The sequence below is a fragment of the Roseibium sp. HPY-6 genome (assembly GCF_040530035.1).
Lineage (GTDB): Bacteria > Pseudomonadota > Alphaproteobacteria > Rhizobiales > Stappiaceae > Roseibium.
Genome location: NZ_JBEWCD010000003.1, coordinates 213,686 through 234,959, shown reverse-complemented (window position 1 = coordinate 234,959; position 21,274 = coordinate 213,686). Strand labels below are relative to the sequence as shown.

The following is a 21,274-nucleotide window of genomic DNA, read 5'->3' as shown; positions in this document are numbered from 1 at the left end:
TGGACGGACGGATCAGCGTGGGGCCTCGATCTGGTTGAGGATGTTTTCCAGGACCTGGTCTGAACTGCGTCCTTCGATTTCCGCAGCCGGACCAAGTACGATCCGGTGCCGGAGCGCAGGAACAAACAGTCTCTTGACGTCGTCCGGAATGGCAAAATCCCGGCCATTGAGCGCCGCTGTCGCCCGTGTCGCACTCACAAGAGCGTCGGCCGCACGTGTCGATGCACCAAAGGCGATTTCCGAGTTTTCGCGTGTTGCCCGCACGAGGCGGAGAATGTAGGCGAGAATGTCGTCTTTCAGAATGATCCCGTCGACCAGAGCCCGGGTTTCGGCGAGCGCCGCGGCATCAAGAACCTTGGACAGAGCTGCGGTCTCAAGGCCGGATTCAAGCGGTTGCGCGGCATGCTGGCGCAAGATCGCCATTTCGATCGCCTCAGGCGGAAAGTCGATCACGAGCTTGAAGAGAAACCGGTCGAGCTGGGCCTCCGGAAGCGGGTATGTTCCCTGCTGTTCAATCGGATTCTGGGTGGCCACAACGACGAATTCGCTGCCGAGCGAATGGTCGGTTCCATCGATGCTCACCGTGCGTTCGTTCATCGCCTGCAGGAGGGCTGCCTGCGTTTTTGGCGGGGCACGGTTGATTTCGTCCGCCAGAAGCACCTGCGAAAACACAGGCCCTTTGGTCAGGACGAAATTATTGGTGCGAAAATCGAATATGGAGGTGCCGAGCACGTCACCCGGCATCAGATCCGGAGTGAACTGAATGCGGCCGAAATCCAGGTCCAGCGCGGCGGCAAAGCTTCTTGCAAGAAGCGTCTTCGCCGTGCCGGGAGGCCCTTCGAGCAGTACGTGCCCGCGCGCGAACAAAGAGACCAGGAGTAGGTCTATGATTTCGTCCTGGCCGAGAACCGTGCGTCCGATTTCGGCCCTCAGGGCTTCTGTCCGTTGGCGGAGGACCTCAAGTGTCATGAGTGATTTGCTCCAAAACCTGTTCAAATTCATCAATCAGATGGATTGCCTCGGTCGCGTGTGTGCGGACCGGCAGTTGTTGAATATTCGCGAGGACTGATCTGAGCCGCGCCGCCTCGCCGGGGTGTTGACGGTCGGCAAAACGCAGGAACTCGTCTTCCTTTGCATAGTGGCCGGCGTGGGCAGGACCGAACAGCGTTGCTGCAACAGCTGAGATCCGCGCGGAAACATATTCGCGCACCAGTGCCCCGTCCTGCCCGGAAAGCCGCAGAAGCCGCGCCCGCGCTTCAATGGCAAGCGCCTTTCCGGCGCCCGGAGAGGCACGGTCACGCAGGATCGGTCCATAGCGAAGCGACGCGCGCCACAGGAACAGGGCCAGCAGCAGTCCCGCTCCGAGCCAGAGGATGAGGAAGGGCGGTCCGAAAAAGCGGCTGAGGTCGGCCCAGGTCCGCTCCCGTTCCGGTTCCTGGAAGGGATCGCGCAGCCATGACGCCCTGCTGTAGTCGATCACGATGTTGCCCTCATCGATGTTCGAGGAGAGTACATCAATTGCAATCCGGGCGTTGTCGCCAAGGCGAAGGCCATGATTGTTCAAAAGGTCCGGGTCGGACAGCACCAGAACCCGTTCGCGTTCACCATCATCCGGATCGGTGCTGCGCGGCAGCGGACACTCGCCCAGGATCATCGCGTCCGAGCTTCCGATCAGCGGTGTGCAACCGTCGCTGCGGAACATCTGTGCCGCATAAATATTTGCGCGAAGCCGGGTTCCGTCCCCGGACTGATAGCTGAACTCCGTAAACGGCGTTCTCGCATAGACCAGTTCTGGCGTGCCACCGCCCGTAATCTCGTCCAAAGTGCGCTCGATCCGTTTCGGGTCGTTGAGCAGAACCGGGTGTGCGAGGCCGGTCAGCCGCATCCCGCTTTTCCATTTTGGCAGCACGACGAGGGTCGGGACCCTTCGCGCTTTCGTCAGGATAACGTCGCTAGACAGGTCGTACTCGTCCTGTTGCAGCAGCAGTTCTTCTTTGGTTGAAGGCGGTGTGCGCGCCGCGTCCAGAGACGTGTCGTAAACAGGCAGTACCAGCAGGTCGACAGTCGTCTGATCGATGGGCCAGCCGCCTGCAAAATTATAAGAAGTGATGTCGTTTGACGTCAGCCAGATCTGCAAACCATCGAGCCCGGCGGGCGAGCTGCGCAGGGACTGCTGCCGTTGTGACATGACATACCAGAGCCCCGCGACAATCACGACAAGGACGGCGGCAATCATAAGAAATTCGATGCGCGGTCCGTTGGGCCGGGTTTCGGAGGATGTGGTGCTCATGCGCCTCCTGCCCCCAGAAGCTGCTGGCAGGAAGAAACATGGTCCCGGAATTCGTCTTCGGTGACATCGCGGCCGCCGAACTGGACACGTTCGCTGTTCAAAACCAATGTTCGCAGAACCGTATGCTGGGTCTGTTCGAGAGGAATGTGACCGAGGGTATCGCGGGCCGTCCAGCTGCGCTGCATCAATACGCCGTTCGTGGAGGCAAGGGTTGCCAGCACCTTCTGAGTAAGAAGGACAAGCGCCCGGCGTCGGTCTTCTATGCGCAGAATGTCGTTGAATGAACCAAGTTTTTCAGCCCAGGCTGGCGTGTTTTGCGTGTTCGGCCCGCGCTGGCTGCCGGGATTTTCCGCGTCCCTGTTGAGGGAGACCGCAATATTCCCGCCAAAGCGCAAGACAACAAATACAATCCCTGCCAATACGAGACCGGCAATAAGCGCGGAGACCCATCTGGCGCTGCCGACCTGGCTCGTGCTGACTTCGGTTTCGCTGGTTTGCGGCGCGGGCTGTTGTTGTGTGTCGAGTTCCGGCGCCGGTGCGGTCGGATCGAAGTACGCGACATCGGAATCGATCCCGCGCAGACGGATCGACCGCAGATATTCGCTACCTGCTTCGCCGATTTCGACGGGCTCTTGAACCGCCTCCTGGGCGCTGGTTTGGAATACAGAGGCCGCGAGGCTGAAAATGCATGCAATCAGAAATAAACAACGCATGCCGTTTGATAGCGGGAACCGGTTAACGGCGCAATAATCGTTAGCGGCCGGCGGGCCGAAAAGTTCGGCCGGCAGCGGCGTCAATCCGCCGCTGCCGATCGTCTTAGAAGTGGACCGATTTTGTGTCCAAAGGCTTTTGAAGCGGCGGTGCGAATTTGGTCAGATCGATACCCTCGACCGCCGTCTTGTATTCGTCCACTGTCGGCGTTCTGCCGAGGATTGCAGAGAGAACAACAACGGGTGTCGATGCAAGCAGGGATTCGCCCTTCTTGTCGTCTGAGTCCTCAACAACCCGGCCTTTGAAAAGACGCGTCGATGTTGCAAGCACGGTGTCACCCTTCGCTGCTTTCTCCTGATTGCCCATGCAAAGGTTACATCCGGGTCGCTCGAGATAGAGAATGTTCTCGTATTCGACGCGGGCGGTCTGTTTTGGTGCCGTGTCGTCGAATTCGAAGCCGGAGTATTTCTGAAGAACGGCCCAGTCCCCTTCTTCCTTGAGTTCGTCGATGATGTTGTAGGTCGGGGCGGCGACGACAAGTGGTGCCTTGAACTCGACGCTGCCGGAGTCTTTTTCAAGGTTCTTCAGCATCTGCGCGACGATTTTCACGTCGCCCTTGTGCACCATGCAGGAGCCCACAAAGCCGAGATCGACTTTCTTCTCGGCGTTGTAGTGGGAAATCGGGCGGATTGTGTCATGCGTGTAGCGTTTGGAAACGTCTGCGTTGTTGACGTCCGGATCCGCGATCATAGGCTCGTTGATCTCGTCGAGATCGACAACGACTTCCGCGAAATACTTGGCGTTGGCATCTGGCGACAGGGCCGGCTTTTCTCCTGACCTGACTTCAGAAATGCGCTGTTCGGCAATGTCTATCAGGCCCTGCAGCATCCGGTTTTCATTATCCATGCCCTTGTCGATCATGGTCTGGATGCGGGCTTTGGCGATTTCGAGGGATTCAATCAGCGTTTCGTCCTCGGAAATGCAGATCGACGCCTTGGCCTTCATTTCGGCGGTCCAGTCCGTGAAGGTGAACGCCTGGTCAGCCAGCAAGGTGCCGATATGAACCTCGATGATACGTCCCTGGAAGACGTTGTCGCCGAACTGTTTCAGCATCTGCGCCTGGGTCGCGTGCACCACATCGCGGAAGTCCATGTGGTCGGCCATGGCACCCTTGAAGGTCACTTTCACGGATTCGGGGATCGGCATGGTCGCTTCACCGGTGGCAAGCGCGAGCGCGACAGTGCCGGAGTCCGCGCCGAACGCGACGCCTTTCGACATACGCGTATGGGAGTCGCCGCCGATGATGATCGCCCAGTCATCCACTGTGATGTCGTTCAGGACCTTGTGGATGACGTCTGTCATGGAGTGGTAGACGCCCTTTGGGTCGCGCGCCGTGATCAGGCCGAACCTGTGCATGAAGGCCATAAGCCTCGGCGTGTTCGCCTGTGCTTTGAGATCCCAGACTGAAGCCGTGTGGCAGCCGGACTGGTAGGCGCCGTCGACGGTCGGCGAGAGAACCGTCGCCGCCATGGCTTCGAGTTCCTGAGACGTCATCAGGCCGGTCGTGTCCTGCGAGCCGACAATGTTCACCTTGACCCTGACGTCGGACCCGGCATGGAGAACCGTTCCCGGTTTCACACCGACTGCGTTCCTGTTGAAGATCTTTTCGACCGCTGTGAGGCCCTGGCCCTCATGAGACACGACCTTGGACGGTGCAAAGGCGGATTTCAGCTCGATGCCGAGGGCTTCAGCGGCAAAGCTCTGAAGCTTCTTGCCGAAGACGATGGCATAGGACCCACCTGCCTTGATGAATTCAAGCTTCTGCGGTGAAAAAGAAGACGTGATATCGACAAGTTCGTCCCCGCCTTCTCCGTTCAGAAGCTTTTTCGTCTTGGTGTTGATGGTCAGGACGGTGCCGGTTTCGACAGAGTATTTCTGTTCAAGCACCGGATTGCCGTCATTGTTGAGGATCGGGTTGCCGTCGTCATCAAGCTTCTTGACCCAGTTCTTCAGATCAATGCCGATACCGCCGGTGACACCGACTGTCGTGAGGAAAATCGGAGAAATACCGTTTGTCCCGGCAACGATTGGAGCAAAATTCACGAACGGGACATAGGGGCTGGCCTGTTTGCCGGTCCACAAGGCAACGTTGTTGACGCCCGACATACGCGACGAGCCGACACCCATGGTGCCTTTTTCCGCGATCAGCATCACCTGTTTGTCCGGATGCTGCAGCTTCAGCGCCTGAATTTCCTCTTGGGCTCTTTCGGAAATCATGCACTTGCCATGCAGTTCGCGATCGGCGCGCGAGTGTGCCTGATTGCCGGGGGACAAGAGGTCTGTGGAGATATCGCCTTCCGCAGCGATATACGTAACGACCTTTATTTCCTCGTCAATCTCCGGGAGCTTGGTGAAAAACTCTGCCTTCGCGTAGCTCTCGACGATATCCTTCGCAATTTCGTTGCCGGCATCCAGCGCGTCCTTCAGACGGCTGGTGTCCGCTTCGTAAAGGAAAACCTGCGTTTTCAAGACCTCGGCAGCATCTTGCGCGATTGCCTTGTCTTCACCCAGAGCGAGATCCAGAAGCACCTCGACCGACGGGCCGCCTTTCATGTGCGACAGGAGTTCGAAGGCGAACGCAGCCGAAATCTCTTCGACAACCGAATTGCCAAGAATGATTTCCTTGAGAAACTTCGCCTTTTCGCCCGCGGCGCTCGTCGTGCCGGGCAGCGTGTTGTAGATGAAGAACTTCAGAGAGTCCTGCCGGTGCTCGTTTCCCGCTTCCTTGATCTGAGCGACGATCTCTTTGACAAGGCCGCCATCGTCAATGGGCTTTGGATGCAGGCCCTGGTCTTTGCGCGTTTCGATTTCTTGCAGGTAGTCTGAATACAAGCTCATGATGGGTCCCGGCGTTCTGACTTTGGTTGAAGCTTGATCACAGGATCACGGTCGAACTGGCGTGCCGGAACAAGCTGGTTGAGCGAGGTCTTAGTTCAGTATACAATGGTATGCAATATCTTTCTATTCAATAGTTCCAGGTCTTTTTCGGGTCTGGTATGCGGGGTTGCCCTGGCTTCGCGCGCAAACGCTCTAAATTGACCAAGGTAGAGCTCGATCAAATCTGATCAGGGCAGAAGCGTGCTGTCTGGCGATCAAGACCAAAGATTGCTATAGGGGCGGCGCATCCATTTGCGGCGGCGAAGGAGGGAGAGGCTCTCAATCGCATCCCCGCGAACACACGCCGGAAGAGATCTTCGAAGCTCACAATCCGGTGCCAAGAGAGATTATGCCAGGCCGGAGCAGATTCGACCGGACCTGCGGACAATTAAGGAGATCGCGTGCCGTGACCCAGTCCCTCGACAGTTTCAAGTCCAAGACGACGCTTCAGGTCGGCGACAAGACCTACACATACTTCTCGATCCCCGAGGCGGAAAAGAACGGTCTGGACGGCGTCTCGAAGCTTCCGTTTTCACTGAAGGTCGTGCTTGAAAACCTGTTGCGCTTCGAAGACGGGCGTACAGTCACGAAGGATGACATTTTCGCCTGCGCAGAGTGGCTCAAGACGAAGAAATCGTCTCAGGAGATTTCCTATCGCCCGGCCCGCGTTCTGATGCAGGACTTTACCGGTGTTCCGGCGGTTGTAGACCTCGCGGCCATGCGCGACGCTGCGGTGAAACTCGGTGGTGACCCGGAGAAGGTCAATCCGCAAGTGCCGGTCGATCTGGTCATCGACCACTCGGTAATGGTTGATTATTTCGGCACCAAGGATGCGTTCAAGATGAACGTGGACCTTGAATATGAGCGCAACCGGGAACGCTACGAATTCCTGCGTTGGGGCCAGTCCGCATTTGACAATTTCCGCGCCGTGCCTCCCGGAACCGGTATCTGTCACCAGGTGAACCTTGAATATCTGGCGCAGACCGTCTGGACCAGGGAAGAGGGCGGTGAAACCGTCGCTTATCCGGACACGCTGGTTGGAACCGATTCTCATACGACGATGGTCAACGGGCTTGCGGTCCTTGGCTGGGGTGTCGGCGGCATCGAGGCGGAAGCGGCCATGCTCGGCCAGCCGATTTCCATGCTGATCCCGGAAGTCATCGGCTTCAAGCTGTCGGGCAAACTGAACGAGGGCATCACCGCGACCGATCTGGTGCTGCGGGTCGTCGAAATGCTCCGTCAGAAAGGCGTTGTCGGCAAATTTGTCGAATTTTACGGGCCCGGCCTCGACAATCTGAGCCTTGAAGATGCAGCGACGATTGCCAACATGGCGCCGGAATACGGCGCGACCTGCGGCTTCTTCCCGGTTGACCGTGAAACGCTGAAATACCTCGAGGCGACCGGGCGCGACAAGGACCGGGTCGCGCTTGTCGAGGAATATTCCAAGGCGCAGGGAATGTTCCGCGCAGGCGGCGAAGAGCCGGAGTTCAGCGATACGCTCGAACTCGACATCTCGACCGTTGTGCCATCGGTCTCAGGTCCGAAGCGCCCGCAAGACCGCATCAATCTCTCTGACGCGGCTACCGGTTTTGCCAAGACAATGGCCGACGAATTCAAGAAGGCGGACGAGCTGACAAAACGTGTCGCCGTTGAAGGCAAGGACCATGACCTTGGTAATGGCGACGTGGTGATTGCCGCGATTACCTCTTGCACGAACACGTCAAACCCGTCGGTTCTGATCGGCGCAGGCCTTGTCGCCCGCAATGCTCTTAAAAAGGGCCTCAACGTCAAGCCCTGGGTGAAGACATCGCTGGCGCCCGGTTCCCAGGTCGTGACCGACTATCTGGAAAAAGCGGGCTTGCAGGACGATCTCGACGCGCTCGGGTTCGATCTCGCCGGCTATGGCTGCACCACCTGCATCGGCAACTCCGGTCCGCTCGACCCGGCAATTTCGGCCGCCGTCAATGACAACGACCTGATTGCCTGTTCCGTGCTTTCGGGGAACCGGAACTTCGAAGGACGCGTCAATCCTGATGTGCGCGCCAACTACCTGGCGTCGCCGCCGCTCGTTGTTGCCTACGCGATTGCCGGCAGCCTGAACGTCAACATCACCGAAGATTCGCTCGGCGATGATCAGGACGGCAACCCGGTCTATCTGAAAGACATCTGGCCGACCACGGAAGAGATCTCCGATCTGATCCGGTCCTCCATCACCGAGGACATGTTCCGCGTCCGTTATGGCGATGTGTTCAAGGGCGACAAGCAGTGGCAGGACATCAAGGTTGAAGGTGGTCTGACCTATGGCTGGCCAGTCTCTTCCACCTACGTCCAGAACCCGCCTTACTTCGAAGGCATGACGATGGAGCCGACACCGCTCGAGGATATCGAGAACGCGGCCGTGATGGGCCTGTTCCTGGATTCCATCACCACAGATCACATCTCACCGGCCGGTGCCATCAAGTTCGACAGCCCGGCGGGCACCTATCTGTCCCAGCATCAGGTCGCGCAAAAGGATTTCAACTCCTACGGATCGCGCCGTGGCAACCACGAAGTCATGATGCGCGGCACTTTCGGCAATATCCGCATCAAGAACCAGATGGTTCCGGGTGTCGAAGGCGGCGTGACCATGAAGGACGGCAAGAAGGAATGGATCTACGATGCCTGCATGGAATACAAGGAAGCCGGCACGCCGCTGGTGATCTTTGCGGGCAAGGAGTACGGCACCGGTTCGTCCCGTGACTGGGCCGCAAAAGGCACCAAGTTGCTCGGTGTGCGCGCCGTGATCACCCAGTCCTTCGAGCGTATCCACCGGTCCAATCTTGTCGGCATGGGCGTCATCCCGCTGACCTTCAAGGACGGCGAGAGCTGGCAGTCTCATGGCATCAAGGGTACCGAGCGCGTCACGATCAAGGGCATCGCAGATATCAAGCCGCGTCAGATGATGGATGTCGAGGTTACCTACGAGGACGGCACCACCAAAACCATCGAGTGCCTGTGCCGTGTCGATACCGAGGACGAGCTGGAATACATCAAGGCCGGCGGCATTCTGCACTACGTGCTTCGGAACCTTGTCAGCAGCTAAGCGGCAGGCAATGAACAGCTTTTCGGACGGGCCCTTCGGGGCCCGTTTTTCGTGCAACCTGCAGCTGCTAATTGATTGTGTTGTGTGTACTATCTAATTTACTGTCACTTAATAACTTGCAGTAAAAATCATGCTTGAATCCTGTTATATTTGGAACATAGCATGCCAGAGAACCTATATAGCGAAGCGGGACTTGTATTTATCGCAGGTTTAACTCTCATTTTAATGATTTTTATTACAATAGTCTGGTTGCTTTTGTCTAAAATTTTCAGTTTTATCCCGCGCAACGCACAATTGCGTCCTGCGTCGCCAGGCTTTGTCGTGCGCGCCGACCGTATTCAGGAGGTGCTCGAAAACACCAATAACCGAACCGTGCGCAGGGTCAAAAAGCCCGCTGCAGAAGCCCTTTACCAGCAAGCTGCGATTCAAGAGCCGGTCACTTCTCCGGCGGTGAAAGCGCCTGCGGCCGCGCGTGTCCCCCTGCCCGCGAGCAACAGCCATCGGACAGATGTGCAGGATATGCCCGAGACCGTTCTGGAAACAGTTTCGGTTGTGCTCCGCCGGCAAGTACCGATCCGGGGAGATGAAGCGCCGCGTTCGTGGTTCGGTGGTCTGCCCATGATGCCGGAGAACGTGCCCTGGCCGACGTCGATCTCGCGCGACCAACCGCAAAAAGGAGAGTTTCCGCTGCACTTTCTGGCGCAGCTTTCCTGCGCCGACCTGCCGGAAGATCTCTGGGGTGGCCTTGGACCACGCAGCGGCTGGCTGTTGTTTTTCTTCGACCCGAACTCCTGTGAACCGGAGAGCGGAGGCGAGGGCTACAGGGTGATTTATACCAAGACGCTTGGAGTGGAGCGGCAAGCGCCTGCGGATCTTGGACCCGTTTATGACGGTACCTATTCCGGACCGCAATACCGGCATCTGGAAGGTGTTGATGCCATACCCGACACGTGGCGCCGCTGGCCGGTCGATTTTGTGACAGTTCCAAACAGGGTGATCGAGGACAGCGGTTTCGCGCGGGTAACGCCTGAACACTTTGAAGAGACGCTTTATCCCGGTCAGGAACATTGCGAAAGCGAGCGGCCGCCGGTTCCTGAACCGTTCACACAGCAAATGATCCTTGCCGTGCTGACGTCCATCGAAACGCGTCTGGGCAAACACCCCCTCAAACCGGCGCTGCCCGACACGGCGCTGGATGGGTTGCGCGATGCCGATGTCTTCCAAACTCTCAAGATCGACACACCAGATCTCAAGGAAAAGATCCTTGCTCTTGAATCGAGTTTGCAGGCCTTTGGAGACCCGGATGTCGAAGGCACGGAGATCGACGATGCAAGGGACCGGCTTGCGGATTTGAAAGACCGCCTTGAAAGCGGGCTGAGGCTGACTGCATTGATGGACCGCTATCCGTCGGCGGACTCTCTGTTGGATTACCAGCGAGACACAGGCTCTGCCAACAACAGATGGCGTGAAGGGGCCTTGCGGGATCTGAGGGACATGATCGATCAGGTTCGCTCGCAGGATCCGGACAACGCGGTTTCGCCGCACGACTGGGCAAGCATCAAAACCTATCTTCAGGAAACGGGAACAAGCTTCTTCAACTTTTTCGACCTCGGTCAGGTGAGAGACCCGGGCTCCAGATATTCCGCGCTCGAAAAGAAAGTGTCCCTTTGGGATCTTTACGATCCCGGTTATGTGCAGCTTTGGGAATTTGTCGCCGACTACCATGCAGATCCGGAGCGCCGTAATCTTATTCCACCCGAAACTCTTCGCGGATTCGAACCTTACTGGCGCCGGCTTTGCCAGAACCGTCCGCACAGGGTTGGTGGAGAATTCGACGCCTTGCAATCCAGTCCCAGGGCCGGGCCAACCGACAGGGTGCTGCTTCTGCACCTTGCCGGCGATGTCGCCATGAACTGGACATGGGGCGACGCAGGCATTGTCTATTTCTGGATTTCACCGCAAGATCTGGCATCCGGCAGGTTTGAAAACACCGAGGCTGTCCTCGAGTGCTACTAGGACGCCGGAATTCCTCGCCAGACACATCAGCGCGGAGGCCGGAACATGACGCAGTCGAAATCAGCAAGGATCTCGCACATTGCCCCCGTTCTCAGGGTAAAGGACCTGTCAGCTTCGCTCGCCTACTACCGGGACAGTCTTCTGTTCCAGGTTGCGTTCGAATGGGCGGACAAAGAGGGCGACCCGGTGCGCTATGCTGTCCTTGAGCATGGGAAATCGGGCGTGCATCTGACACAGAGCGATACTCCTGGTGGCACCACCGCCTATTGTTTTGTCGAAGATATTGACGGTTATCATGCCCTTGCGAAGTCAGCCGGGGCGAACATAACCGAGAATATCGATGATCAGCCATGGGGCATGCGCGAATTCGAAACCCGGGACCCGGACGGGAATGTCCTCATTTTCGGTGAGCACAAGGACAACATCGCTGAACGCAACGCGCCGAAGCACAAACACCTGAAAGACAGCTTCTGGTATCACGGCATCCTGCACCCGCATGATCATACCGGCTCGCAGAGCTGAGTGCATCGCTTCCCTGAGTTGAAAGCAGAACGGATTTCCCGGACTGCTACCTGAAGGAAATCATAGGTAGATAGCAGCGCGGGAATCCGGTGAAATGCGCGATAACCGTGATTGTGGTCCGGCTATGCTTGAAGGCGCGGTGCCGGTCGTCGGGGGATGTGTCATGCGGAACGCGGATTGAAACAGTTCTTGCTTGCCGCTTCGTCCGGGAATTGACTACGCTTGCGGCTATTGTCGTGGATGCCTGCAAATGACAGGAGCCGATTAATGTGGGATTTTGATTTTTCGCGTGCCGTCGGGCTGATGGTACGGACATTTCCATATCTATTGTTCAGAGTGATTGTATATGGCGGTATTGCCGTCGCGTATGTTGTCGTGACCGGGTTCGGAGCCGGCATCGGTTACGGTCTCGGATGGTTCGGCGATCCGGACTCACAGGCCGGATTTGCCTTCTGGGGCGGCCTGATCGGTTTCGGCCTGACCGCCACCGCAATCTACCTGCTGCGCGAATATCTTCTTTACACCGTCAAGGCCGGGCACATCGCCGTGCTGGTTGAACTCATGGACGACAAGGATTTGCCGGACGGACAGGGCCAGGTCGCCTATGGCGCAAGCGTGGTCAAGGAACGGTTCGTCCAGTCGAGTGCCCTGTTCGGTCTCGATCAGCTCATCAAAGGCGTGATCCGCGCGATCAGCGGCTTTGTCGAGGGCGTTGCGTCGATCCTGCCGATCCCGGGGCTGAACGGCCTCGTGTCGCTTTTCAGGGCCTTCATGAAGGTGGCGGTCGGATTTGTCGACGAGGTTATTCTTGCCCACGCAATCCGGACGCGGTCCGACAATGCCTGGGCATCGGCACGCGAAGCGCTTGTTCTCTACGGTCAGAACTACCAGGCGATGCTGAAGAATGCGGCCTTTATCGCGCTCTTCACCTACATAATCGCAATTCTTGTGTTCCTGTTCATGTTGGCGCCCGCTGCAGGCCTCGTCTATCTGATGCCGGGCTCCTGGAGCGCAGGCGGTCTTGTGTTTGCCATCATTTTTGCCTGGGCCGTCAAGGCGGCGGTGCTCGAACCCCTCGCGATCACCCTGATGATGCAGGTGTTCTTCAAGGTGACGAAAGGTCAGACGCCGAACCCGGAATGGGACGCGAAACTGTCCCAGATGTCCGACAAGTTCGTCGAGATCAAGGACAAGGCTTTCGAGGGTACCCGCCCGGGTGGTGCGGCTGCTCCCGCTGAATAAGGTTGGCGCAGCAAGGAAAACCGGCAAGGATAGGGTTTCAGATCCGAATTTTCTAAGGGATTGCCAATGAGGACTTTCAACACTCCGATCGGCTGTGCCGCCGTGATCCTTGCCGGGCTTTCACAGCCCGCTTTTGCCGATGCCTGCAGCAGTCGGTTCACGGAAATCTACATGCAACTCGACCAGGGTGTTGCAACAAAAACGGTCGCGACGACCCAGTTCAAAGGCGCGCCGGCGACGGTGAACGATTTTCTTTATCTCAGCCAGGATCACCACATGACGGTGCCGACCGATCCGGCGGGACCTTGGGTACTGACCTATCAGAATGTCATGTATCAGTCGCCGGATGAGGGCAAGACCTGGAGCAAAGTGCGTGATCTCGACAGCGCCCAGAACGCGGAAGGTGCAATTGCGGCTAAAAAGGCAAATGCGGAAACCATCCGCAACGCGGAGTGCGGCGAAGACACCGTCGATGGCGTTCCCCTGGAAAAGGTCGCGGCCGACCTGACGGTCAGTCAGGGGATGATCACGGAAAACCGCTACACATACTGGCTGACACGCGACGAGGGGTTCATCGTCAAGGCGGTCTACGAGACGACTGCGCCCAATTTTGAGATGGTGACGACCCAGACGATCGAGCCGGCACCGGAGCTTTCCCTACCGACCCCGGAGTAAGAGTTGGCTTGAACCGGCTCAGCCGCGTCCGCGATAAGGCGCAACGCCCTGTTCCGGTATCCAGACGCCCTCGGGGGCCGGGCCGGTCTGATAAAAGACGTCGATCGGAATGCCGCCACGCGGGTACCAGTAGCCACCGATCCGGAGCCACGCCGGGTCAAGCAGTTCAACCAGACGTTTGGCGATGGAAACAGTGCAGTCCTCGTGGAAAGCGCCGTGATTTCGAAACGAGCCTAGATAGAGTTTCAGGGATTTGCTCTCGACCAGAAATTCGTTAGGCACATAGTCGATCACAAGATGCGCGAAATCCGGCGCACTGGTGATCGGGCATAGCGAGGTGAATTCCGGCGCGACGAAACGCACCATGTAGGGCGTGCCCGCCTGGGGGTTTGGAACCTTTTCCAAAACCGCATTGTCCGGGTCGTCCGGAAGCTCGGTCGATGCGCCGAGCTGGGTCAGGTTCTCGTAAATGCTGCTTTCGGACATGAATCTCTCGCTGGTATGAACGGTGTTCGATTTGGCGCTCAAACGCCCCGCAAATTGCCCCAGATCAGCGTGTGCAGCTGTGGCAGCACGGTGGCAGAGTACAGCCGGTCGGTGGAAACCTTGTCGACCAGCCAGCGCATGCGCTCCATGATGCCAGACATGTCGATCGCACCGTTCTGTTCGTCCGGGTGTGGCGGTGTATGATTTCCGGGCTGAAGAAAAAGCGGAAGCTCAGGGTAGCGCGCAGCGACGTCTCGCGCGAAAGCGTAGTCCTCGTCATCGAAGATCACGACTTTCATCACGATCCGGGTGACCGGTCCCGCTGCCTCGACGCATTCGGCCAGCTTCTGCCAATCGATGGTCATGCCGCTGGAAGGGGGTTTGGGGCTGAGTGTCAGCGTATCCAGCATGGCGAACCAGTCCCGGGCAATGCTGCCCTGTGTCTCCAGCGCAAACTTATAGCCTTCCTGCCGGCCCAGCCCGATGAGGCCGCCGAGCGGTTGAATGGCCGGGTTGCCGCCGGAAAGGGATACGATCAGCGGTTTGCCGCCAGACAGGATATCGACCTGCATCATGATGGCGGCCGGTGACATCGGCAGCCATTCGTCCCGATATGCGCTGTCGACAGCGTGCAGCGTATCGCACCAGCTGCAGCGGTAGTCACATCCCCCGGTCCGCACGAATACGGTCGGTTGGCCGATCAGCGCGCCCTCGCCCTGGATGGTCGGACCGAAAATTTCGTTGACGCGAATGGTCTCCGGGGTCATCGGCGGGCCTCCACGGGAACGTAGACCAACGGCCGGTACTCCGCGCAGGTTTTCGGTGTTTCCCTGACCCGAACCGCCATTGTTTCCGTCCATTCAGCCTTGCACCAGTCGAAAAGATGCTTCGCCAGCCGCTCGGCCGTCACGCAGTCATCTCCCAGGACATCATTGAGATGACGGTGATCGAGCGTGTCATCGATGTAGGTCTTCAACGCCTTCAATTCGTTGTAATCACGCACGAAACCGACTGTGTTCAATTCGTTCGAGGCGAGTTCGATCTCGACAACGTAGTTGTGGCCGTGAAACCGCGCACAGGGGTGATCGTCTCCAAGCCCGATCAGCTGATGGGATGCGGAGAAGTGGAATTCCTTTGTGATCCTAAACATTGCAGGCGGCCTTCCAGAAGTCCGTGTCCGCATAGACCGTAGGATCGATACCATCTGCCAGGTGGAAGGCTTCCCGGCGCTCGACGCATGTTCCGCATCGGCCGCAATGGGTTTCACCACCCTTGTAGCAGGACCAGGTCTTTCGATAATCGACGCCCAAACGCAGACCCTCGGCTGCGATATCCGCCTTGCTGACGTGAACATAGGGCGTGACAAGGCTGATCTCCGCGTAGCCGTCCAGCGCATAGCGCTGCATTGTCTCAAAGCTCGATGTGAAGGCCGGACGGCAATCAGGATAGATGAAATGATCGCCGCCATGGACAGCTGTTGCAACGGCATTGGCGCCACGCGAAGCGGCAATGCCGTAGGCGATGGTGAGCATGATCGCGTTGCGGTTCGGCACAACGGTGACCTTCATAGTGTCTTCGGCATAGTGCCCATCGGGAACGTCGACGTCATCGGTCAGCGCCGAGCCGGTGAGCTGGCGGCCGATGTTTTCGATGTTCATGAGAATATGTTCGGTGTTGAGCTCCTCGGCGCAGGTCCTGGCAAAATCCAGTTCCTTGCGGTGGCGCTGGCCGTAGTCGAAGGAGATCAGACCAACAAGCTCATGGTCTCGCGCAATCTTGTGCGCAAGGGTGACGGAATCCATTCCGCCGGAACAGATGACAAGTGTTTTCAACGATATAGTCCCTTGTTTTCGCTGTGAACGTCCGTTGAGACGCTCGTCACCGGGTAGGCTGCGACCGGTGGCTCACCATCAATGAGCGGCGCGCCTTTTAGCAGGTTCTGACGAAAAGGGAAGGCCTGAGCCGGTCAAAGCGTTGAAACAGCGCTGTTGACATTTCTTTGCGAGTGTATAGAAATAATTTCTATGCAATCGTAGAGAAATAAGATTTATGGCCCGTCCAAAGAGCTACATCGTTGAAGAAGTTGTCGAGCGCGTGGTCTATGCGTTCTGGCAACACGGTTATCAGGCACTCGGCCTGAGAGAACTTGAGCGCCTTACCGGCCTCAATCAGTTTGCCATCCGGACCGAGTTCGGCGGTAAGGAGGGGCTCTACCTCGCGGCCCTGGAATTTTACACGCAGAGCGCAGTCACAACTGCAATGCAGCCGATGAGAGATGGCGGTGTCCCCGAGATCACCGGTTTCCTGAAGTCACTGGTCACAGACGGATCGATGACATCGAGCAAGTACGGATGCCTTGTCGTGAACACCGGGATCGAAAATGCCAGGGTTGGCAGTGTGCGGCTTGAAGAAGCTGTCAGGCACTACTGGGACGAACTGGAAAGCTGTTTCCTGGCCTGCCTTCAAAAGGCGCTTTCCGAAGGCAAGCTGGATCCGTCGATGGATGTTCCCTCGGTGGCAAAGGGACTGGTGTCCGGTGTCATGGGCGTACATGCCCAGAACCGGTTGGACCAGTCCAACCGGGCCGGACGTTTCCTGGTCGATGTCCTGTGCAATCAACTCAAAGCCATGGAGAAATCATGACCAAACGCAACCCCTCGCTTGAGCGCGTCGAAGGTCATGACACCCTATGGACGGTCCGGAAAGGCAATCTGAGATGCACCATTGTCGGACTGCCCGATGGTAGTGTCTGCCTCTACAGTCCGGTTGAAAAGACCGGCGGGATCGTTGCCGAAACGCATGACGTCCGGTTTCTGCTGGCGCCCAATCATTATCACAACAAGGCGGTTTCAGAGCATGTTCAGCTGTTCGGCGAGGCAAGACTTGTGTGCACCGATGCGGCACGCCCGCGGCTCGACAAGATAACCGGTCAACGTTTCGAACCGTTGTCCTCACTTGCCGATGCGCTTCCGGATAATGTGGAGTTTGCTGAACCTGAAGGGCTCAAGACGGGAGAACTCTGGCTGATTGTACGCACCGGCAATGAGCTTGCCTGGATCGTCACCGACGCGTTTTGCGGGCTTCAGGACAACGAAAACGAGGCGGCCCATCCGGGTTTTCTGAAGACGTTTCCGAAATATGGTCTTAAGGACAAGGCACGTTTTTCAGATTGGGTGCGTGAACGGCTTGAAGAGGAAAGTCCGACCATGATCATTCCGTGCCACGGGGAGATCGTGCGAGGGACGAGCCTTCGGACGGAATTGGACAATCTGCTCAAGACGCTTTGATGTCAGCGCGTCCAAGTGCGCTGGTGACAAAGTCGGTTCTTCAGGCCCAGATCGCCATCCGCAATCCGCGCTCGTCGCGCCTGTAGGAAGCAGGAAACGGGTCCGCCTGGCCCAGCAGGCACCTCTCCGCGATCAGGCTGTTGGCGGCGGCATCGAGAAGGTCGTCCCGGCCGCATCCCTTTGGAGGTCTCTGGTCGAGGAACGTCTGCGGCAGTCCCTTGGACACAAGCAAGTCGCGTCGCTGATCGAGACCGTCGGGGTTCCGGCGACTTTCGGCTTTCTAAGGTACGCGTCTTGCTCTCCTGCCATTCAGGCGTCAGCTTTTGACGCTAAATGACGAGCTGCTCACGTGACGCTACTTCCCTAACCTTTTGCTTTAGCGGTCGCGCTCCAAGGTGTTCCAGGCTGAAGGAGGACATCAGTTCAGTCGTATGTGTGATGTCCGCATCAGCATAAGCCGAAAAGCCTAGTTTTGTTCGTTCGGAGAGTTCCGCCACCGTCACCTGGAACAGGCGGAAGGGATCGAAATCAATAGCTTCGATGTCACTCAGGAAATCGTTCTGTGACAGAACGAAGCAAGCTGCCGTCAGTTTGCCGCTGCGGCCGCGGTACGCAACCAGTTTCCAGAACTCTCGTGGAATCAGGACGCCACGGTATTCCGGGTCATCTTCACCAAAGACTGGGCCAGAAATTACAGATACTCTAATGTCCTGGTCGGCGGCTTCTTCTAGGATCAGGTTTTCAAGTCGACCCCAAAGTCCGCTCAGGCTTGATCTGTTGAAACGTTCGTGTTGCGGAGCGATGTTGGTGTAGAAGAAGGAATCCTTGTTGGCCTGTTTGGCTTCGGGGATTGGCCCCCATGCGAGATCAGCGCGTCTTGCAATATGCCCGCGGTCCAGTTTGTTTTCCTCGTAGGTAGAATTGTCCAGCTGAAACTTAGTCTGGATACGCTTGTCTTGTCTGAACGAATGATCTCCAAGCACTACCTTTCGGGCTCCGTCAATGTTCCAGGCTACGAATCGCGCCATTCGGCGTTTCGCGCTTAAGCAGACCGAGAAATGTGTATAGGGAATTGTCTGATTTCTTTCGAAGTTGACGGCGTCGCGTTTAATTGCGGTCGACATCTCCGGCATGGGTGCCGGTAGTCCGAGAAAATTAGCGTCATATCCAGTTCTGAGACCAACGGACTCTGGCTCGTCATCTTCCAATATGAGTGTTGCTGGTGGTGACAGCGTGAACCGAAGCTTGTTTTGCACCGATACCGGATAGCAGGCGAGAGCATGTTCGTCAGGGTTATCGCCGCCCTCTCCAGCAAAATGCAGTCCTGCGAAAATATTCTTTGCTTTTTTACCTTCAGCTATGACCCAAACACTGCCGGAATCGCCACCCATGCTAATTTCGTTCCCTGAAGCGGGTAAAGCCGGGTTCGGCTTGATCTCGAAACAGCCGATCATTTGTTCGCCAGTCGTTCCGCCGTAATTGATTTTTACAATGACGTCCGTGCGGCGGACGATGCCATATGTGGTTCCTGTCGTTCGCCCGGTTTTAACGAGCGTATCATCGAGTTCAACGTCGGCTAACTTCGTTGGAACGACATCAAGATTATGGATTGAGGCATCGAAATGCCGATTCCGCAGGTTTGCAAGCGCACAGTCACCAGCGGCACCCAAATGGCTGCGCAGTAGTTCGCCGCAGGCATTGTTTGATATATTGTTGTCGTCATGGGGGCCGGGTTGCACGATCGTGTCGCCAACTTCCCCGGTGTCGCCGTCAAGAACATGCCAATTGGATAAAATGCACGGCCTTCCGGTCTCTTCGTCGTAGACAATCATGCCCAGCGTTCCAGCGCTTCCGTCTACATGGGAAACGCTCGCACCCGGAACAACAGTGTCCAGCCTTGTTTTCAAAACATTGGGATCTTCAGGCTCAACGAGCCGGTAGCTCAGCTTATAACGCCTTGGAACGACATCTGTTGCGATTTTGACACCTTCGAACTCGATCTCGGTCGGCAATTCTTTGGTGTTCAAGCTTTCAAGAGCTGAAGTTTCGACCTTTTCTTCGACAGTGAAGACGACACTGATGTCACCAGTGTCGTTTTTTCGACCGATCCCAATTGATGTAACATTCGGGTCAGACAGATAGGCCGAACCTCGCGTCCTGATGAATTTTCGCAGCGTGTTTCGCATTGCTTCGGATTTAGATTTGCGAACGGTTTTACTTTTTTTGGCCACGGACTCTACCTCCGGGAGAAATGTTTGAGTGAAATTATCAATCCCGATAGTCTAGCACGCCTTGACAACTTCTGGTGGATTTCTCGCGTGCAAAAGTGTCTTTCACGTTCATCCAATTGTACTGGGTCCAATTGACCGTTCTTCAGGCCCAGATCGCCATCCGCAATCCGCGCTCGTCGCGCCTGTAGGAAGCAGGAAACGGGTCCGCCTGGCCCAGCAGGCACCTCTCCGCGATCAGGCTGTTGGCGGCGGCATCGAGAAGGTCGTCCCGGCCGCATCCCTTTGGAGGTCTCTGGTCGAGGAACGTCTGCGGCAGCCCCTTGGACACAAGCAAGTCGCGGCGCTGATCGAGACCGTCGGGATTTGGACGGCTTTTGACTTTCTTCGGCAGGCTCATTTCCCTGCCGCCATTCAGTCGCCAGAAGGCAAGTTCCGGATGAACCTCGAAGATGCGCTCTTCGAGTTCCGGTGTCATCAGTTCATCGATCTCCCGGATTTTCGGAAACAGAAAGAAGCACTGTTTAGAGACTTTTTTTGGCGGGGAAGATGTCTTGAGCGCGGTCGCACATGCCTCTCTGTAGTCCGTTTCATAAACAGCGCCGCGGGACGGCACTGTGAAGACAGAGGACTGGCGTTCGCCAAGGTGTTTGCGGGCAGCCTTTTCCGGCCCGCGTCCCTCGGCCGAAATGAAGTCCGGCAAGCCAATCGGCATATCGACCGCGATAATGCTGAGGACCGGATCGGCCGCTAACAGCTCGCGAAAGGACGGAAACACCTTGAGCACCGGATTGTCGGGATCGTTTCGGTTTCGCAGGACGGCAACCCATCCTGCCTTACAGCCGTCGACACCCGCAAGCCAGACGCCGCCGCTGTCAGGCACGGGCTTTGGTTTCAACAACGCGCCGGGATGTCACAAGAGCCATCGCCCGTACGACCGACTGCTGCTCTTCGGCAAACAGCAGTTCGTTCGCACCTTTTTTCACGCTTCTGGCGACAAGCTCGAATACGGATGCGGAAGCGCGTTTCAACGCTTCTTCGTCATCGAAACCGGCGAGAGAATTGGCAAGAAACAGGCCTGCTATCAGATCGCCTGTCCCGTGCGGCGGGTTTTCGATCGCGGCGTGTTCTGCGGCGACTGCGCCGCGCGGTCCTGCCAGCAGGTTCGCAATGGCATTTCGGCGAAGGGCTGGTGAGGACGTGATCAGCACCTTCTTTTTGCCGAGCGCCCGAGCTGCGGAAAGCGCCTGGAGTTCACCCTCAACTTCGCGGTTCGTCAGCCAACCGAGTTCGAAGGAATTCGGGGTGACGATGTCGGCAAGGGGGACCAGTTCATCTCGGATAGCCTCGGCCGTGGCTTTGGGCACGTATAGTCCGCCGCCGCCAGCGCTGTGATGGTCCCCTATCACCGGATCGCAAAGATAGGGGGCCTCCGGATTGACCTGTTTGACTGCCGTTACGAGCTTCGCAATTGGACCGGCCTGTTCCGCCGCGCCGAGATATCCGGAAATGATTCCACCCAGTTCCGCGAGTTTCGCTGAACGGGCGAGATCTTCGGCAATTGAAGCGAAATCTCTTTCGGACGCAACGATCCGGGTTCCCTTGCCGTGACCTGGATGCCATGGCAAGAGGATTGTCGGCAGGAACCAGACATCGTGCCCGATCCGCTCAAGGGCAAAGGTCAGTCCGCGTCCACTGATGCCACCGCTGACCACCTGGGACGTGATCACGAGAAGCGGCTTTTTCCGAGGCTCGGGCATGCCCGGCTGTTGCATCATGATCAAAACCCTTGAGTGCC

Annotated in this window: 18 protein-coding genes and 1 pseudogene; 7 read left to right on the top strand and 12 right to left on the bottom strand. The window is 57.2% G+C overall.

All coding sequences use genetic code 11. The features are described 5' to 3' along the window. Positions 1 to 12: 12 nt before the first annotated feature. The 4 genes from ABVF61_RS27025 to ABVF61_RS27010 all read right to left on the bottom strand — a co-directional run bounded on the left by ABVF61_RS27025 (position 13) and on the right by ABVF61_RS27010 (position 5,899). Positions 13 to 969, bottom strand: a complete 957-nt coding sequence (locus tag ABVF61_RS27025; protein WP_353996718.1) for an AAA family ATPase — start codon at positions 967 to 969, stop codon at positions 13 to 15. Beyond that, positions 959 to 2,290 carry a hypothetical protein gene (locus ABVF61_RS27020; RefSeq protein ID WP_353996717.1) on the bottom strand — a complete coding sequence of 444 codons (1,332 nt, stop codon included), beginning with the start codon at positions 2,288 to 2,290 and terminating at the stop codon, positions 959 to 961. The genes ABVF61_RS27025 and ABVF61_RS27020 overlap by 11 nt, the downstream gene beginning before the upstream one ends. Then, complete coding sequence (locus ABVF61_RS27015) at positions 2,287 to 3,003, bottom strand: DUF4129 domain-containing protein (RefSeq protein ID WP_353996716.1); 717 nt, start codon at positions 3,001 to 3,003, stop codon at positions 2,287 to 2,289. Before ABVF61_RS27015 ends, ABVF61_RS27020 begins: the two co-directional genes overlap by 4 nt. Before the next feature lie 103 nt (positions 3,004 to 3,106). After that, positions 3,107 to 5,899 (bottom strand): bifunctional aconitate hydratase 2/2-methylisocitrate dehydratase, encoded by a 2,793-nt coding sequence (locus ABVF61_RS27010; RefSeq protein WP_353996715.1) that lies wholly within the window; start codon positions 5,897 to 5,899, stop codon positions 3,107 to 3,109. Between the two features lie 445 nt (positions 5,900 to 6,344). Here ABVF61_RS27010 and acnA point away from each other — a divergent pair, with 445 nt between their 5' ends. From acnA to ABVF61_RS26985, 5 genes are all read left to right on the top strand, one after another. Further along, positions 6,345 to 9,020 carry an aconitate hydratase AcnA gene (gene acnA / locus ABVF61_RS27005; RefSeq protein ID WP_353996714.1) on the top strand — a complete coding sequence of 892 codons (2,676 nt, stop codon included), beginning with the start codon at positions 6,345 to 6,347 and terminating at the stop codon, positions 9,018 to 9,020. A gap of 294 nt (positions 9,021 to 9,314) precedes the next feature. After that, positions 9,315 to 11,036, top strand: a complete 1,722-nt coding sequence (locus ABVF61_RS27000) for a DUF1963 domain-containing protein (RefSeq protein ID WP_353996713.1) — start codon at positions 9,315 to 9,317, stop codon at positions 11,034 to 11,036. Positions 11,037 to 11,081: 45 nt separating this feature from the next. Continuing rightward, positions 11,082 to 11,558 (top strand): bleomycin resistance protein, encoded by a 477-nt coding sequence (locus ABVF61_RS26995; protein WP_353996712.1) that lies wholly within the window; start codon positions 11,082 to 11,084, stop codon positions 11,556 to 11,558. 267 nt (positions 11,559 to 11,825) lie between these two features. Further along, on the top strand, positions 11,826 to 12,800 hold the full coding sequence (locus ABVF61_RS26990; protein ID WP_353996711.1) for a hypothetical protein: 975 nt from the start codon (positions 11,826 to 11,828) through the stop codon (positions 12,798 to 12,800). A 66-nt stretch (positions 12,801 to 12,866) separates the two neighbouring features. Further along, on the top strand, positions 12,867 to 13,475 hold the full coding sequence (locus tag ABVF61_RS26985) for a hypothetical protein (protein WP_353996710.1): 609 nt from the start codon (positions 12,867 to 12,869) through the stop codon (positions 13,473 to 13,475). Between the two features lie 18 nt (positions 13,476 to 13,493). Here ABVF61_RS26985 and queF read toward each other — a convergent pair whose 3' ends face one another. Genes queF through queC form a run of 4 tightly spaced genes read right to left on the bottom strand, consistent with a single transcriptional unit; the run spans position 13,494 to position 15,793 of the window. Continuing rightward, positions 13,494 to 13,961: a preQ(1) synthase gene (queF, locus tag ABVF61_RS26980; protein WP_353996709.1), complete on the bottom strand. Its 468-nt coding sequence runs from the start codon at positions 13,959 to 13,961 to the stop codon at positions 13,494 to 13,496. Between the two features lie 38 nt (positions 13,962 to 13,999). Then, positions 14,000 to 14,728 (bottom strand): 7-carboxy-7-deazaguanine synthase QueE, encoded by a 729-nt coding sequence (queE, locus tag ABVF61_RS26975; protein ID WP_353996708.1) that lies wholly within the window; start codon positions 14,726 to 14,728, stop codon positions 14,000 to 14,002. Further along, positions 14,725 to 15,111 carry a 6-carboxytetrahydropterin synthase QueD gene (queD, locus tag ABVF61_RS26970; protein ID WP_353996707.1) on the bottom strand — a complete coding sequence of 129 codons (387 nt, stop codon included), beginning with the start codon at positions 15,109 to 15,111 and terminating at the stop codon, positions 14,725 to 14,727. Before queD ends, queE begins: the two co-directional genes overlap by 4 nt. Then, positions 15,104 to 15,793 carry a 7-cyano-7-deazaguanine synthase QueC gene (gene queC, locus ABVF61_RS26965; RefSeq protein WP_353996706.1) on the bottom strand — a complete coding sequence of 230 codons (690 nt, stop codon included), beginning with the start codon at positions 15,791 to 15,793 and terminating at the stop codon, positions 15,104 to 15,106. Before queC ends, queD begins: the two co-directional genes overlap by 8 nt. A gap of 217 nt (positions 15,794 to 16,010) precedes the next feature. Between queC and ABVF61_RS26960 the strand changes: the two genes are divergently transcribed. Continuing rightward, positions 16,011 to 16,604 carry a TetR/AcrR family transcriptional regulator gene (locus ABVF61_RS26960; RefSeq protein ID WP_353996705.1) on the top strand — a complete coding sequence of 198 codons (594 nt, stop codon included), beginning with the start codon at positions 16,011 to 16,013 and terminating at the stop codon, positions 16,602 to 16,604. Continuing rightward, a complete protein-coding gene (locus tag ABVF61_RS26955; RefSeq protein ID WP_353996704.1) occupies positions 16,601 to 17,248 on the top strand; it encodes a hypothetical protein in 648 nt (215 codons plus the stop codon). Before ABVF61_RS26960 ends, ABVF61_RS26955 begins: the two co-directional genes overlap by 4 nt. A 40-nt stretch (positions 17,249 to 17,288) precedes the next feature. Here the strand turns inward: ABVF61_RS26955 and ABVF61_RS26950 are convergent. The 4 genes and pseudogenes from ABVF61_RS26950 to pdxY form a co-directional block, all read right to left on the bottom strand. Then, positions 17,289 to 17,510: pseudogene (locus tag ABVF61_RS26950) on the bottom strand (DUF429 domain-containing protein); the annotation flags it as partial. 67 nt (positions 17,511 to 17,577) lie between these two features. Next, positions 17,578 to 19,479, bottom strand: coding sequence for a DNA/RNA non-specific endonuclease (locus ABVF61_RS26945; RefSeq protein ID WP_353996703.1), 1,902 nt, complete (start codon positions 19,477 to 19,479; stop codon positions 17,578 to 17,580). 142 nt (positions 19,480 to 19,621) lie between these two features. Then, positions 19,622 to 20,359, bottom strand: coding sequence for a DUF429 domain-containing protein (locus ABVF61_RS26940; RefSeq protein WP_353996702.1), 738 nt, complete (start codon positions 20,357 to 20,359; stop codon positions 19,622 to 19,624). Next, the gene (gene pdxY, locus ABVF61_RS26935; RefSeq protein WP_353996701.1) at positions 20,352 to 21,254 is read right to left on the bottom strand and encodes a pyridoxal kinase; all 903 of its coding nucleotides are present in this window, start codon (positions 21,252 to 21,254) and stop codon (positions 20,352 to 20,354) included. The genes ABVF61_RS26940 and pdxY overlap by 8 nt, the downstream gene beginning before the upstream one ends. Between the last annotated feature and the right edge of the window lie 20 nt (positions 21,255 to 21,274).

Coding starts and splice junctions, on each gene's coding strand:
- ABVF61_RS27025 (WP_353996718.1), bottom strand. CDS start 969: ATGACACTTGAGGTCCTCCGCCAACGGACAGAAGCCCTGAGGGCCGAA.
- ABVF61_RS27020 (WP_353996717.1), bottom strand. CDS start 2,290: ATGAGCACCACATCCTCCGAAACCCGGCCCAACGGACCGCGCATCGAA.
- ABVF61_RS27015 (WP_353996716.1), bottom strand. CDS start 3,003: ATGCGTTGTTTATTTCTGATTGCATGCATTTTCAGCCTCGCGGCCTCT.
- ABVF61_RS27010 (WP_353996715.1), bottom strand. CDS start 5,899: ATGAGCTTGTATTCAGACTACCTGCAAGAAATCGAAACGCGCAAAGAC.
- ABVF61_RS26995 (WP_353996712.1), top strand. CDS start 11,082: ATGACGCAGTCGAAATCAGCAAGGATCTCGCACATTGCCCCCGTTCTC.
- ABVF61_RS26990 (WP_353996711.1), top strand. CDS start 11,826: ATGTGGGATTTTGATTTTTCGCGTGCCGTCGGGCTGATGGTACGGACA.
- ABVF61_RS26985 (WP_353996710.1), top strand. CDS start 12,867: ATGAGGACTTTCAACACTCCGATCGGCTGTGCCGCCGTGATCCTTGCC.
- queF (WP_353996709.1), bottom strand. CDS start 13,961: ATGTCCGAAAGCAGCATTTACGAGAACCTGACCCAGCTCGGCGCATCG.
- queE (WP_353996708.1), bottom strand. CDS start 14,728: ATGACCCCGGAGACCATTCGCGTCAACGAAATTTTCGGTCCGACCATC.
- queD (WP_353996707.1), bottom strand. CDS start 15,111: ATGTTTAGGATCACAAAGGAATTCCACTTCTCCGCATCCCATCAGCTG.
- ABVF61_RS26960 (WP_353996705.1), top strand. CDS start 16,011: ATGGCCCGTCCAAAGAGCTACATCGTTGAAGAAGTTGTCGAGCGCGTG.
- ABVF61_RS26955 (WP_353996704.1), top strand. CDS start 16,601: ATGACCAAACGCAACCCCTCGCTTGAGCGCGTCGAAGGTCATGACACC.
- pdxY (WP_353996701.1), bottom strand. CDS start 21,254: ATGATGCAACAGCCGGGCATGCCCGAGCCTCGGAAAAAGCCGCTTCTC.